This is a genomic window from Streptomyces sp. HUAS ZL42 (assembly GCF_040782645.1).
Classification (GTDB): domain Bacteria; phylum Actinomycetota; class Actinomycetes; order Streptomycetales; family Streptomycetaceae; genus Streptomyces.
Genome location: NZ_CP160403.1, coordinates 847,332 through 861,743, shown reverse-complemented (window position 1 = coordinate 861,743; position 14,412 = coordinate 847,332). Strand labels below are relative to the sequence as shown.

Below are 14,412 nucleotides of genomic sequence, written 5' to 3'. Positions count from 1 at the left end.
GTGGGGAGACGAGGGGGCGGGCTGTGTGGAGGGTGAGGGGTCACCCCAGGGCGACCCCTCACTCCGACGGGATGCCGTCAGGAAGACCGGTGCGGGTATCGACCGGCACGGCGGTCCGGCCTGTCACTGGCCGACGGTGTTGCCCCACAGGGTCTTGTCCTCCACGTTGTCCTTGGTCACCAGCGGTGCGGGCAGCTGGTCCTCGAGACCGCCCGGGATCTCGATGATGGTGGAGTCGTGATCGGTCTTGCCCGGCTTGAAGGTCTTGCCCTCCGCGGCGGCCTGTGCGTAGTACAGCGCGTACTTGGCGTACAGGTCGGCGGGCTGGGAGACGGTGGCGTCGATCTGTCCCTTGCGGATGGCGTCGAACTCCTGCGGGATACCGTCGTTGGAGATGATCGTGATGTGGCCCTTCTGGCCGGCCGGCTTGAGCAGGCCCTTCTGCTGCAGCAGGGCCAGGGTCGGCTGCAGGAAGACGCCACCTGCCTGCATGTAGATGCCGTTGAGGTCGGGGTGCTGGGCGAGCAGGGACTGCAGCTTTGCGGAGGCCACGTCGCCCTTCCAGTCGGTGGGCAGCTCGAACACCTTGATGTTCGGGAACTTCTCCTTCATGCAGGCGGCGAACGCCTCGGAGCGGTCGCGGCCGTTGATGGAATCCAGCGCGCCCTGGAACTCGGCGACCTTGCCCTTGCCGCCGAGCTGCTTTCCGAGGAACTCGCAGGCCTTGGTGCCGTACGCCTTGTTGTCGGCGCGTACGACCATGTAGACGTCGCCCTTGTCCGGCCTGGTGTCGACGCTGACCACGGGGATCTTCTTCGAGGCCAGGGTGTCGAGGGTGGAGGCGATGGCGCCCGTGTCCTGGGGCGCCATGACGACGGCCTTGGCCCCGGTGTTCTGGAACACCTGCACGTTGGCGACCAGTTTGGTCACGTCGTTCTGCGAGTTGCTCAGCGGCAGGGCGTTGATGCCGTCGGTCTTGATGTCCTTCTTGAGGTACTCGGCGTAGGAGTTCCAGAAGTCGGAGTCGGAGCGCGGCAGGTCGATGCCGATGGCGGACTTGTCGCTGCCCGCCCCCGAGTTGTTGCCGTCCCGGTTGCAGGCGGTGAGGAGGGCGAGTGCCGCGAGGACGGCGCCGGCGGCTGCGGTGGTCGAGCGGATACGAGCGAGCTTCATGGCCGTGTTCTCTCCTAAGCCGGGGGAAGAGGCCGCGGGGCGACACCGATGGGGGACGTTGTCGCCCGATGCGCGGGGTCGGACCGCGGCGGGCGTTGCCGCCGCCCGGGCAGGGCGTGGTGGACCGGACCCGGCGGGGATGGGTGGGACGGGACGAGGCGCTGCGGGTGCCCGACTGTCGTGAGTGAACGACCGCACCACGCGGTACGGCGATTCCTCCGATGTATCTCGGACGTCGAGGACGTTACGACGGCGTTGCCGATGCTGACAAGAGTTGCGCCCCGTCGAATTGTTCGACGCGTGGGATGCGGTGCTTCCCGGCGTGTCGCAGAGAGCCGAAGATCCTTACCGAAACATCCTTTGAGCTGTACTTACTCGCCTCCGTGCGGTGCCGCGAGGGCAACGGCCCGACCTCACGATTCGATGAAGGGCAGCGCTGCGGCACTTCGTCGGGAACCCCCGGCGGAGGTCGCGCGCGGCTGGGCGTCGGCCGAGTCGCGTCGTCGGGCAGGGGTGGTGACCCGTATGGCCGAGGGACATCGAGCGGGACGGTCTCCGGCGATTCATCGGAGGGTCCGAGGATGCAGGGTGCCTCTCCCCGCTGCGGCGCGGTGGGCGACAGGCTCAATACCTGGGGAGGATTCCTTCCGCCTGCCGATACATCCGAGGAATGCGTTGCCAGGTCGCTCTTCGGCCTCTACAGTCACGTTGCCGCCATTCCTCCGATGAATGTGAGGCGCGGCGTTCGTGTCGCTTCCCGGGCGGCCCGGCCGACGCGTCCGCTCTGCCCACGCCGCCACCCCCGATCCCTCCTCGGCACAAGGAGTTGCCCTGTGAAACTGCTGCGCGTCGGCGCCCCTGGTGAGGAGCGACCCGCTGTCCGCACCGACGCCGGACTGCTGCTCGACCTGTCGAGCGTGACCCCCGACATCGACTCCGTCTTCCTCTCCTCGGGAGGCGTCGACCGGGCCCGTACGGCCGTGACGGCCGGGAAGCTGCCCGAACTGGACGCCGACGGCCTGCGGATCGGCCCGCCCGTCACCCGACCGGGCAAGGTCGTCTGTGTCGGACTCAACTACCGTGACCACGCCGCCGAGACCGGCGCGGCGATCCCCGAGCGCCCGGTGGTCTTCATGAAGGACCCGGGCACGGTCGTCGGCGCGTACGACGAGGTGCTGATCCCGCGGGGCTCGGTGAAGACCGACTGGGAGGTCGAACTCGCGGTCGTCATCGGCCGCCGGGCGCGCTACCTCGACGGACCCGACGCGGCCCACGAGGTGATCGCCGGGTTCGCGGTCAGCCACGACGTCTCCGAGCGGGAGTTCCAGCTGGAGTACTCGCCCCAGTGGGACCTCGGCAAATCGTGCGAGACCTTCAACCCGCTCGGCCCCTGGCTGGTCACAGCCGACGAGGTCGCCGACCCGCAGAACCTCGGACTGCGGCTGAGCGTCAACGGCGTCAAGCGCCAGGACGGCAACACCCGCGACATGATCTTCCCCGTCGCGCGCCTCGTGGCGTACCTCAGCCAGTACATGGTGCTGGAGCCGGGCGACGTCATCAACACCGGTACCCCCGCCGGCGTCGCCCTGGGTCTGCCCGGCACCCCGTATCTCCGCCCCGGCGACACCGTTGAGCTGGAGATCGACGGACTTGGTGGCCAGCGCCAGACCTTCGCCCCAGCGTGAAAGGCACCCCTGTGACTTCAACTCCCGCCCGGATCACCGCCGTCGAGACGTTCGACGTCCGCTTCCCCACCTCCCGGGAGCTGGACGGCTCCGACGCGATGAACCCGGACCCCGACTACTCGGCCGCGTACGTCATCCTGCGCACCGACGCGCCCGACGGTCTCGAAGGGCACGGCTTCTGCTTCACCATCGGACGCGGCAACGACGTCCAGGTCGCCGCGATCGGGGCGCTGAGCCCCCATCTCGTCGGCCGTCCGGTGGAGGAGCTGTGTGCCGACCCCGGTTCGCTCAACCGGGACCTGATCGGGGACAGCCAGTTGCGCTGGCTGGGGCCCGAGAAGGGCGTGATGCACATGGCGATCGGCGCCGTCGTCAACGCCGTGTGGGACCTGGCCGCCAAGCGGGCCGGGCAGCCTTTGTGGCGCCTGCTCGCCCACGCCGACCCCGAATGGCTCGTCTCCCAGGTCGACTTCCGCTACATCGCCGACGCACTCACCCCCGACGACGCGCTCAGCCTGCTGCGCGACGGCCGGACCGGGCTGGCGGAGCGCGAGACCGTCCTGGTGGAGCGCGGCTACCCGGCCTACACCACCTCGCCGGGCTGGCTCGGCTACTCGGACGAGAAGCTCACCCGGCTCGCCAAGCAGGCCGTCGCCGACGGCTTCACGCAGATCAAGCTGAAGGTCGGCGCCGATCTCGACGACGACATCCGACGGCTGCGCACCGCCCGCGCCGCCGTCGGCGACGGCATCCGCATCGCCATCGACGCCAACCAGCGGTGGAACATCGGTGAGGCGATCGAGTGGACCAACGCGCTGGCCGCATTCGACCCCTACTGGATCGAGGAGCCCACCAGCCCCGACGACGTCCTCGGCCACGCCGCCGTCCGTGAGGCGGTCGCCCCGGTCAAGGTCGCCACCGGGGAGCACGTGCAGAACCGGATCATCTTCAAACAACTGCTCCAGGCCGGCGCCATCGACGTGCTCCAGATCGACGCGGCCCGCGTCGGCGGCGTCAACGAGAACCTGGCGATCCTGCTCCTCGCCGCGAAGTTCGGCGTACCGGTGTGCCCGCATGCCGGCGGCGTGGGACTGTGCGAACTGGTGCAGCACCTGTCGATGTTCGACTACCTGGCCCTGTCCGGCACCACCGAGAACCGGGTCATCGAGTACGTCGACCACCTCCACGAGCACTTCACCGCACCCGTGGTCGTCCGCGACGGCCACTACACGGCCCCGCTCGCCCCCGGCTTCTCCGCGACCATGCGCCCGGAGTCCATCGCCGCCTACCGTTATCCCGACGGCGCGTTCTGGACCGCCGACCTCGCCGGACAGGAGGGCGCCGTATGACCGGCACGACCGGCCTGAGGGGCCTGCGGGCGATCGTGACGGGCGGTGCGTCCGGGATCGGGCTCGCCACGGCCCTGATGTTCGTCGAGCAGGGCGCCACGGTGGCCGTGCTCGACCTCGACCCTTCCGGGGTGCCACAACCGTTGCTCGCCCTCAGGACCGACGTCCGCGACGACGCCTCCGTACGCGCGGCCGTCGACGACGCGGCCGCGCGGCTGGGCGGCCTGGACATCGTCGTCAACAACGCCGGCATCGGCGCGGTTGGTACGGTCGAGGACAACCCCGACGAGCAGTGGCAACGGGTCCTCGACGTCAACGTGCTCGGGATCGTCCGCACCACCCGCGCCGCCCTGCCGCACCTGCGGCGCTCGTCCCACGCGGCGGTCGTCAACACCTGTTCCATCGGTGCCACCGCGGGCCTGCCGCAGCGGGCGCTGTACTGCGCCAGCAAGGGCGCCGTACTGTCCCTGACCCTGGCCATGGCCGCCGATCACGTCCGCGAGGGCATCCGCGTCAACTGCGTCAACCCAGGTACCGCCGACACACCGTGGGTCGCCCGCCTTCTCGACGCCGCGGACGACCCCGAGGCCGAACGCAAGGCCCTCAACGCCAGGCAGCCCATGGGGCGCCTGGTCACCGCGGAGGAGGTCGCGGCGGCCATCGCCTACCTGGCGTCTCCCGCGGCGGCGTCCGTCACCGGCACCGCCCTGGCGGTCGACGGCGGCATGCAGGGACTCAGGCTGCGCCCGGCGGCCACCTCATGAGGAGCACGACGCTGGGCGGCACCGCCGTCGGAGTCACCCGGCTCTCCCTGGGAGCCGCCGGCATCGGCAACCTGTACCGCCCGGTCAGTGACGAGGCGGCCGCCGCCACTGTTCAGGCCGCCTGGGACGCGGGGATCCGCACCTTCGACACCGCGCCCCACTACGGACTCGGCCTGTCCGAACGGCGTCTGGGCGCCGCGCTGCGCGACCGCCCACGTGACGCGTACACCGTATCCACCAAGGTCGGACGCCTGCTGGTCCCCGATGACAGCGGGGGCGACGACCTGGCGAACGGGTTCGCCGTCCCGGCGGTACACCGGCGCGTCTGGGACTTCAGCGCCGACGGCGTCCTGCGCTGCCTGGAGGCCAGCCTCGACCGCCTCGGCTTGGACCGGGTGGACGTGGCTCTCCTGCACGACCCCGACGACCACGTCGAACAGGCGCTCCGCGAGGCCTACCCGGCACTGGAGCGGTTGCGTGCCGAGGGAGTGGTCGGCGCCATCGGCATCGGCATGAACCAGTGCCAGGTCCCCACCCGCTTCCTGCGCGACACCGACATCGACGTCGTCCTGCTGGCCGGCCGCTACACCCTCCTCGAACAGGAAGGCCTCGCCGACCTGCTGCCCGAGGCCGTCTCGCGGGGCAGGAGCGTCCTCGTCGGCGGTGTCTTCAACTCCGGGCTGCTGACCGATCCGAGGGCGGGAGCCACGTACGACTACGCCCCCGCCCCGCGGCGGGTCCTCGAGCGGGCCCTGCGGCTGAAGGAGATCACCGAGCGGCATGGCGTGCCGCTGCGTGCCGCCGCCCTGCACTTCCCCTTCGGACACCCGGCCGTCGCGAGCGTGCTGACCGGCGCGCGGTCCGCCGAGGAAGTGCACGACACCGTCGCCATGCTGCGCCGGCCGGTCCCGGCGTCCCTCTGGGACGAACTGCACGCAGAAGGACTACTGGCCCCGGGCACCCCCGCCCCCGTGTCCACGCCGCTCGAGGAAAGCCCGCCGTCGAAGGAGCCGTCGTGAGAGTCGCCCTGCACACCAAGGTACGTGCCGATCGCGTCGAGGAGTACGAGGCGGCGCACCGCGAGGTACCCGAGGAACTGACCACCGCCATCCGGGCCGCGGGGGTCAGCGAGTGGACCATCTGGCGCAGCGGCACCGATCTCTTCCACGTGCTGGACGTGGAGGACTACCCGGCGATGATCGCCGAGTTGGAGAAGCTGCCGGTCAACATCGCATGGCAGGCCCGAATGGCGGAACTGCTCGACGTCGTCCACGACTACTCCGCCGAAGGCGGCGACGCCTCACTGCCCGTGGTGTGGCAACTGTGACCGGAAACGGACGTACCGGGCCGGGGATCATCGACGCCCACCACCACGTGTGGGACCTGTCCGTCCGCGACCAGGACTGGATCACGGGCCCCGAACTGGCTCCGCTCCACCGCGACTTCACCCTTGCCGACCTGGAGCCGGACGCACGCGCGGCCGACGTGACCGCCACGGTGCTGGTGCAGACGGTCACCGTCCCGGGGGAGACCCCCGAGTTCCTCGCCCTGGCCTCGGGCAGCGCGCTCGTGGCCGGGGTCGTCGGCTGGACCGACCTCACCTCACCTTCAGTCGCCGACGCACTCGCGGCACTGCGCGCGGCACCCGGCGGGGAGCACCTGGTGGGCATCCGCCACCAGGTGCAGGGCGAGCCCGACCCCCGCTGGCTGCTGCGCCCGGACGTGCTGCGCGGGCTGACCGCGGTCGCCGGGGCGGGGCTGGTCTATGACCTGCTGGTCAAGCCCCACCAACTGGCCGCCGCCGTGGAGGCCGCGCGTCGTCTTCCTCAGCTCACCTTCGTCCTCGACCATCTGGCCAAGCCGCCTATCGCCTCCGGCGAACTCCAACCGTGGGCGCGGGGGATACGGGCGCTGGCCGCCCTGCCCAACACCGTGTGCAAGCTCTCCGGCATGGTCACGGAGGCCGACTGGGGGTCGTGGACCGTCGGGGACCTCGCGCCGTACGCCGACACGGTGCTGGACGCCTTCGGGCCCGAACGGCTGATGTTCGGCTCGGACTGGCCCGTCTGCCGGCTCGCCGCCGGTTACGCCGAAGTCGTCGAGGCCGCCAGCTCGCTGACGGCCGGCCTGAGTCCGGCCGAGCGGCGGGAGGTGTTCGCGGGCACGGCGGTCCGCACCTACGGCCTGACGATCTGAGTCCTGGGAACCACCCATGCGCATAGCCCTCTTCATCACCTGCTTCAACGACACGATGTTCCCCCGGACCGGCAAGGCGGTGATCGCACTGCTGGAACGGCTCGGTCACACCGTGGAGTTCCCGCAGGAGCAGACCTGCTGCGGCCAGATGCACTTCAACACCGGTTACCGCCCCGAGACCCTGCCCATGGTCCGCCGCTTCTGCGAGGTCTTCGCGGGCTACGACGCCGTCGTCACCCCTTCCGGCTCGTGCGCGGCGATGGTCCGCGACCACCACCGGACGGTGGCCGCCCAGTACGGGGACGCCACCCTCGCCGAAGCGGTCGAGCGGGCGGTGCCGGCGGTGTACGAGCTGTCGGAGTTCCTCGTCGACGTCCTCGGAGTCACCGACCTCGGCGCCTACTTCCCGCACCGCGTCACCTACCACCCCACCTGCCACTCGCTGCGCATGCTGCGGGTCGGCGACCGGCCGCTGAGGCTGTTGCGTGCCGTGAAGGGCATCGACCTCGTCGAACTGCCCGCCGCCGAGTCCTGCTGCGGCTTCGGCGGCACCTTCGCGCTGAAGAACGCCGAGGTGTCCGCCGCCATGCTGGCCGACAAGATGCGCCATGTCCTGGACACCGGGGCCGAGTTTCTGTGCGCGGGCGACAACTCCTGTCTGACGCACATCGGCGGCGGGCTGTCCCGGCTCCGCACGGGCGTGGCCACGATCCACCTGGCCGAGATCCTGGCCTGCACCGAAGGGAGCGCGCTGTGAGCGGCGCGGACAACGTCGTATGGCTGGGCAGCCCGGCCTTCCCCGAAGCGGCGCGCGGCGCGCTGAACGACACCCGTATGCGCGCGAATCTGCGCCGCGCGACCGGCACCATCCGCGACAGACGCCTCGCGGTCACCGCCGAACTCGACGACTGGGAGGAACTGCGCCATCGGGCGGCGGAGATCAAGCGCCGCACCCTGCGGCACCTCGACGGCCATCTGCTGCGGCTGGAGGAGGCGGTCACCGCCGCGGGAGGCACGGTCCACTGGGCGGCGGACGCCGCCGAGGCCAACCGCATCGTCACCCGCCTGGTGAAAGCGACCGGCGAGAGCGAGGTCGTGAAGGTCAAGTCGATGGCCACCCAGGAGATCGGCCTCAACGAGGCGCTCGCCGAGGCCGGCATCCGCGCGTACGAGACCGATCTGGCCGAGCTCATCGTGCAGTTGGGCGGCGACCGCCCCTCGCACATCCTCGTGCCCGCCATCCACCGGGGCCGCTCCGAGATCCGGGAGATCTTCCGCCGGGAGATGGGGGAGTGGGGCAGGCCCGCGCCCGAGGACCTCACCGACGATCCGCGCGACCTCGCCGAGGCGGCCAGGCTGCATTTGCGGGAGAGGTTCCTGCGGGCCAAGGTCGCCGTTTCCGGCGCCAACTTCGCGGCCGCCGACACCGGAACGGTCGTGGTCGTCGAGTCGGAGGGCAACGGGCGGATGTGCCTCACCCTGCCGCAGACACTGATCACCGTCATGGGGATCGAGAAGGTCCTGCCGTCCTTCGTGGACCTGGAGGTCTTCCTCCAGCTGCTGCCCCGCTCGTCCACGGGCGAGCGGATGAACCCCTACACCTCGATGTGGACGGGCGTCACCAAGGACGACGGACCCCAGGAATTCCATCTGGTCCTCCTCGACAACGGCCGCACCGCGACCCTGGCCGAAGAGGTGGGCCGCCAGGCCCTGTCCTGCATCCGCTGTTCCGCCTGCCTGAACGTATGCCCGGTCTACGAGCGCACCGGCGGTCACGCCTACGGATCGGTCTACCCCGGCCCGATCGGCGCCGTACTGACCCCGCAGCTCGTCGGCGTCGAGAACGCGGCCTCGCTGCCCTTCGCCTCGACCCTGTGCGGCGCGTGCTATGACGCCTGCCCAGTGAAGATCAACATCCCGGAGGTCCTGGTCCATCTGCGGGCGAAGACAGTGGAGGCGAAACGCCGTGACCGGCTGCTGCCCACCTCCGAGGCGCTGGCCATGAAGGCCGCAAGTGCCGTCCTGTCGTCCCCGAGGCGGCTGTCGGCGGCGCAGCGACTGGCCGCCCTCGGGGCGCGGCTGGTGGCCCGGGACGGCCGCATCGGCCCCCTGCCGGGCCCGTTGGCCCGCTGGACCGCCACCCGGGACACACCCGCTCCGCCGCGGGAGTCCCTGCGCGCCTGGTGGCGCCGTACCCGCGACGAAGGCCGTACGACGGTGGAAGGGGACGGGCGATGAACGGACGAGATGTCGTCCTGCAAGCGGTCCGGAGGGCGCTGGCCGATGTGCCCGGCGACGAGACGCCGACGAACGGCTTCCCGGGCACACACGATCGCCGCGCCGTCGGCACGGGCGCGGATGTCGTGGAGCTGTTCATGGAACGCGCCGCCGACTACCGCGCCACAGTGGTCCGCGTCCCGGTGACCGGGGCCGCGGCAGCGGTGGGCTACGCGCTGCGACGTACCGGAGCGGGGGCGCTGGTGGTGCCGCCGGGTCTCCCCGAGGACCTGGTGCCGGAAGGACCCTGGTCGGTGCTGACGGACGTACCGCCCCTGACGGTCGGTCAACTCGACGCGACGGACGCCGTGGTCACGACCGCCGCCGCGGCCATCGCGCTCACCGGCACGATCGTCCTCGACGGCGGTCCGGGTCAGGGGCGGCGGGCGCTGACCCTCCTGCCCGACCAGCACATCTGCGTGGTCCGTGCCGACCGGATCGCCCCCGACGTACCCGAGGCGCTGCGTCTGCTCGCCCCGTACCGGCCGCTGACCCTCGTCTCCGGGCCCTCGGCCACCAGCGACATCGAACTCGACCGGGTGGAGGGAGTGCACGGGCCGAGGACGCTCGACATCGTCGTGGTCGAGGACGAGTAGCTCACTATGAGCGAAGGGCTGATCCGTGGCATCCGGGCCCGGCGGAACATCACTGTCCGCCGGGCCCGGAGGGCTGTTACGCCGCGCGCCGCTGGAACTGCTGGTTCGTGCCGCTGCCGCAGGTCCACTGGATGAGACGGGTCCCGTCGGACGTGGACGCGTTGGCCACGTCGAGGCACTTGCCGCTGTGCCGGGCGACGATTCGGTAGTAGCCGCCTCCCTGGTCCTGGAACTGCCACTGCTGGTTGGTGCCGGTGGTGCAGTGGTACTGGTTCACGAACGCGCCGTCGGTCGTGGAGGCGCCGGCGACGTCGAGACACTTGCCGCTGTGCTGGGCGAGGACCTGGACGTACCCGTTGCCGGCGTCCCTCAGCCTCCACTGCTGGTTGAGACCGCTGTGGCAGGTGTACTGCAGGACGATCGCGTTGTCGGCGGCGGAGTTGTCGGAGACGTCGAGGCACTTGCCGCTGTGCCGGGCCACCAGGTTGTAGTACGGGCCTCCGTCCACGCCCGTGACCGTGCCTGCGGCGGTGTCGATAGCGATCTGCGGATACCAGGGCAGATTCATGGTGGTGTTGGTGGGGAAGGTCAGCGGCAGCCAGACGTACTGGGAGTCGTTGACGGTGCCGCCCATGGAGTTGCCCCAGCGGTCGCCCATGTAGAGGTAGGAGGTGCCCGAGGTGCCCGGGACGGGCAGGACGAAGGTGGTCTGGGAACCGTAGCCGGTGTCGTCGCCGACGTCGGTCATGGTGGTCCAGGGCCCGGTGATGCTCGAAGCGGTGGCGTAGCGCTGCTGGTTGGGCTTCCAGCCGCTGTTGCCGGAGGTGAGCATGAAGTAGACGCCGTTGCGTTTGAACAGGGCGGGTGCTTCGCGGAAGGTGCCGGGCCAGGGGTTGGCGGCGAGGCTGTCGTAGGCGGCGTAGTCGGCGGAGAGCTTCCAGATCTGCAGGTCGGCATTGCCGGCGGCGGAGGTGATCTGGTAGGCGGTGCCGTCGTCGTCCTTGAACAGGGTCATGTCGCGGGACGTGGTGCCGGACGGGGGCCGGAAGCTGCCCTTGTAGGTGTAGGCGCCGTCGACGGTGTCTGAGACGGCGACGGCGGCGCGGGCCTGGGTGTAGTCGGCGCCGTTCTCCTTGTGCATCCACATCACGAACTTGCCGGTGGTGGAGTTGTAGACGACCTTGGGCCGCTCGATGTTGGCGACCGCCAGCTCCGGGGCGCTGGCCTGGGTCAGGACGTTGCGTCTGAACTCCCAGGTCTTCAGGTCGGTGGAGCGGTAGACGGAGACGGCCTTGAAGGTGTTGTCGGCGTTGCGGTTCTCGCCGAACCAGTAGTAGTACGCGCCGACGTTGATCACCCCGCCGCCGTGGGCGTGCACCACGGCGCCGGTGGTGTCGGTGAACTGCGTCGCGTTGGTCACGGTGACCGAGGCGGCCTGGGCGGGGGAGCCGGTGACGAGCAGTGCGGACAGGCTCAGGAAGGCGGCCAGTCCACAGGTGAGGGCGCGTCGAAACATCAGTACCCACCTCGACGAGGTTTGTGAATTGTTTGGTTGTGTGCGGCTCCGATCGAGGACGGTAGGCGGGAAGTGGGACTTCGTCAACGCCTTGACGCCGATTGAACATCCGATGTCTTTGGAGGTGCATGCAGCCTGTCTCGCTCAACTCCTGCGAACTTCTAAGATTTCGCCGGGACTCTAGACACGGGGCATGTTGTTGATTGTTAATACATCCGATGTCATCTCGGTGAAACACACGCCTTCGTGCGGCTCCCCTGTGTCTCGCCGTCCGTTGGGCGACTCATCCGATCTGTTCGGCCCGGATGCTGAGCCGCAGCACCTGTGTGCTGTCCTGTGGACAGTCAGGAGAAGACTTTGTCTCACCCGCTCACTCGCCGGCGAGTGCTTGTCGGCATGGCCGCCATGACCGTGGCGGCGGCCGTCACGCCCGCTCTGGCGACGGCGGCGCACGCCGCTTCGTCCCCCCAGCCGCTTCCCCTCCCCCCGCTGCGCATCCCCAAGGCGGACATGGGTCTTGAGCAGCAGCCGGACTCCAAGGTCCAGTGGCTGCACGACGCCAAGCTGGGCATGTTCATCCACTGGGGTGTCTACTCGGGCCCGGCCAAGGGCGAGTGGTACATGCACAACGCCCCCGTCACACCGGACAACTACAAGAAGTACGTCACCGACGCCACGAGCGAGCAGTTCACCGCAGACGCCTACAAGCCCGCCGACTGGGCCCAGCTGGCGAAGGACTTCGGGGCCAAGTACACGGTATTGACCACCCGTCACCACGACGGCTTCGCCCTGTGGCCGCTCAACCACCCGAACAGCTGGAACTCCGGCCAGGCACCGCTCAGCCGCGACTTCGTGAAGGACTACGTGACGGCCGTCAGAGCGGCCGGGCTGAAGGTCGGGCTCTACTACTCGCCGATCAACTGGCGCTACCCCGGCTACTACGACGTCTACGGCACCAACTGCGCGACAAACCCCTGGGGTTACACCACCGATTCCGCGCACAAGGAGAACGCGCGGATCATGAAGACCGAGGTGTACCAGTCCATCAAGGAACTCGTCACCCAGTACGGCACCATCGACGACCTGTGGTGGGACGGCGGGTGGATCGCGGAGCAGGGCAGCGACGCCGACGGCGCGTTCTTCTGGGAGCCGGGCCAGTACCGGGACACGGCCAACCAGTGGCCGGTGGACTCCACCTACGGCGAGACCGACAGCAGCGGCAAGCCGCTGGGGCTGATGGGCATGGTGCGCAAGCACCAGCCCGACATCATCGCCACCTCACGATCCGGCTGGATCGGCGACTACACCAGCGAGGAGGGCGGGTCTGTGCCCACCGGCGCGATCCGCACCGGCAAGGTCGCCGAGAAGGTCTTCACCGTCGGCAGCACCTGGGGCTACAACTCCGACGGCAGGGTGATGAGCTACGGCACGGCCATGAACATCCTGGTCAACTCCTGGGTGCGCGACATCACCGTGATGGTCAACGTGGGGCCGGACCGGCACGGGACCGTGCCCTCGGCCCAGGCGAGCCTGCTGCGCCAGATCGGAACGTTCATGACGGCCTGCGGGCAGGCCGTCTACGGCACCCGGGGCGGCCCGTGGAACCCCGTCGACGGCCAGTACGGGTTCACGTACCAGGACAACACCTTCTACATCCACCTGCTGCCCGGCTACGGCGGCACCTCCTTCACCACCCCGCCGATCGGGGACGCCCAGGTCACCCGGGTCTTCGACGTACGCTCCGGCGCCAACCTGTCGTACTCGGTCGGCAGCGACGGCCGGGTCACCGTCTCGGGCATCGACCGCACCACCCATCCCCAGGACAGCGTCGTCGGCGTCACACTGGACCGCTCCGTGCAGCCCGCCGACATCGCCGCCGGCAAGACCGCCACCGCCAGCAGCGAGGAGACCTCCAAGGGCAACACCGCGGCGAAGGCCGTGGACGGCTCCTCCGCCACCCGCTGGTGCGCGAGCAGCGGCAGCACCGGCCAGTGGCTCAAGGTGGACCTGGGATCCACACGGTCCCTCACCGGCACCCGCATCGCCTGGGAGTCCGACGCCACCAACTACCGCTACAAGATCGAGGGTTCCACCGACAACAGCACCTGGACGACCCTCGCCGATCTGACCGCCACCACCAGCACCAGCCAGGTACAGGTCTCCGTCTTCCGGGCCCAGGCCCGCTATGTACGGGTGACGGTCACCGGGCTCCCCTCCGGAACCTGGGCGTCCATCCGCAACCTGGAGCTCTACGACCGGCCCTTCACCGCCGATCTGGGCACCTTCCGGCTGGTGAACCGCAAGAGCGGCAAGGTGATGGACGTCAGCGGCGCCTCGTCCGCCGACGGTGCCTCCATCATCCAGTGGCCCTGGACCGGCGGCACGAACCAGCAGTGGAAGCTGCTGCCGAACGCCGACGGCTCCTACCGGCTGTCCAACGTCCGCAGCGGCAAGGTCCTGGACAGCCCGGGGAGTTCCACCCAGGGTGCGTCCCTAGACCAGTGGAGCGACGACGGCGGCGACAACCAGTGGTGGAAGCTGGTGCCCTCCCAGACCAGCGGCTACTACCAGCTCGTCAACGTCCGCAACGGATGGTGCGCCGACGTCAAGGACGCCTCCGCCGCAGATGGCGCTTCGATCATCCAGTGGCCCGCCACCGGCGGCTCCAACCAGGACTGGCAGATCCTCGCGCTGTGACGACGCCGGGCGGGGGTCGCGCCGCGTGACGGCGCGGCCCCCGCGACTTCTTCTGCTCTCCCCTGAAAACGCAACTGGAATCAGCACCATGGGCCTGCCCGACATGCCGCTCGACCGCAGCCGGTTCCTGACCGCCGCCGCACTGACGGCCGGGGCTGT

Annotated in this window: 12 protein-coding genes; 10 read left to right on the top strand and 2 right to left on the bottom strand. The window is 69.7% G+C overall.

What is annotated here, in order from left to right; genetic code table 11:
* Positions 1-123 precede the first annotated feature (123 nt).
* Positions 124-1,173 (bottom strand): sugar ABC transporter substrate-binding protein, encoded by a 1,050-nt coding sequence (locus ABZO29_RS04085; RefSeq protein WP_367318732.1) that lies wholly within the window; start codon positions 1,171-1,173, stop codon positions 124-126.
* Between the two features lie 833 nt (positions 1,174-2,006).
* Here ABZO29_RS04085 and ABZO29_RS04080 point away from each other — a divergent pair.
* Genes ABZO29_RS04080 through ABZO29_RS04040 form a run of 9 tightly spaced genes read left to right on the top strand, consistent with a single transcriptional unit; the run spans position 2,007 to position 10,040 of the window.
* Entirely contained in the window at positions 2,007-2,858 is an 852-nt protein-coding gene (locus tag ABZO29_RS04080) for a fumarylacetoacetate hydrolase family protein (protein WP_367318731.1), read from the top strand.
* A gap of 11 nt (positions 2,859-2,869) precedes the next feature.
* A complete protein-coding gene (locus tag ABZO29_RS04075; RefSeq protein WP_367318730.1) occupies positions 2,870-4,207 on the top strand; it encodes an L-fuconate dehydratase in 1,338 nt (445 codons plus the stop codon).
* Positions 4,204-4,971, top strand: coding sequence for an SDR family NAD(P)-dependent oxidoreductase (locus tag ABZO29_RS04070; protein WP_367318729.1), 768 nt, complete (start codon positions 4,204-4,206; stop codon positions 4,969-4,971). Before ABZO29_RS04075 ends, ABZO29_RS04070 begins: the two co-directional genes overlap by 4 nt.
* Positions 4,968-5,990 (top strand): aldo/keto reductase, encoded by a 1,023-nt coding sequence (locus tag ABZO29_RS04065; RefSeq protein WP_367318728.1) that lies wholly within the window; start codon positions 4,968-4,970, stop codon positions 5,988-5,990. The genes ABZO29_RS04070 and ABZO29_RS04065 overlap by 4 nt, the downstream gene beginning before the upstream one ends.
* On the top strand, positions 5,987-6,298 hold the full coding sequence (locus ABZO29_RS04060) for an L-rhamnose mutarotase (protein ID WP_367318727.1): 312 nt from the start codon (positions 5,987-5,989) through the stop codon (positions 6,296-6,298). The genes ABZO29_RS04065 and ABZO29_RS04060 overlap by 4 nt, the downstream gene beginning before the upstream one ends.
* Complete coding sequence (locus tag ABZO29_RS04055) at positions 6,295-7,167, top strand: amidohydrolase (RefSeq protein ID WP_367318726.1); 873 nt, start codon at positions 6,295-6,297, stop codon at positions 7,165-7,167. The genes ABZO29_RS04060 and ABZO29_RS04055 overlap by 4 nt, the downstream gene beginning before the upstream one ends.
* A gap of 16 nt (positions 7,168-7,183) precedes the next feature.
* Positions 7,184-7,924 carry a (Fe-S)-binding protein gene (locus tag ABZO29_RS04050; RefSeq protein WP_367318725.1) on the top strand — a complete coding sequence of 247 codons (741 nt, stop codon included), beginning with the start codon at positions 7,184-7,186 and terminating at the stop codon, positions 7,922-7,924.
* The gene (locus ABZO29_RS04045) at positions 7,921-9,405 is read left to right on the top strand and encodes a LutB/LldF family L-lactate oxidation iron-sulfur protein (RefSeq protein WP_367318724.1); all 1,485 of its coding nucleotides are present in this window, start codon (positions 7,921-7,923) and stop codon (positions 9,403-9,405) included. Before ABZO29_RS04050 ends, ABZO29_RS04045 begins: the two co-directional genes overlap by 4 nt.
* The gene (locus ABZO29_RS04040) at positions 9,402-10,040 is read left to right on the top strand and encodes a lactate utilization protein C (RefSeq protein WP_367318723.1); all 639 of its coding nucleotides are present in this window, start codon (positions 9,402-9,404) and stop codon (positions 10,038-10,040) included. The genes ABZO29_RS04045 and ABZO29_RS04040 overlap by 4 nt, the downstream gene beginning before the upstream one ends.
* A 76-nt stretch (positions 10,041-10,116) precedes the next feature.
* Here the strand turns inward: ABZO29_RS04040 and ABZO29_RS04035 are convergent, their stop codons facing one another.
* Positions 10,117-11,556, bottom strand: coding sequence for an RICIN domain-containing protein (locus tag ABZO29_RS04035; RefSeq protein ID WP_367318722.1), 1,440 nt, complete (start codon positions 11,554-11,556; stop codon positions 10,117-10,119).
* Between the two features lie 396 nt (positions 11,557-11,952).
* Here ABZO29_RS04035 and ABZO29_RS04030 point away from each other — a divergent pair, with 396 nt between their 5' ends.
* Positions 11,953-14,253 carry an alpha-L-fucosidase gene (locus tag ABZO29_RS04030; protein ID WP_367318721.1) on the top strand — a complete coding sequence of 767 codons (2,301 nt, stop codon included), beginning with the start codon at positions 11,953-11,955 and terminating at the stop codon, positions 14,251-14,253.
* Positions 14,254-14,412 lie beyond the last annotated feature (159 nt).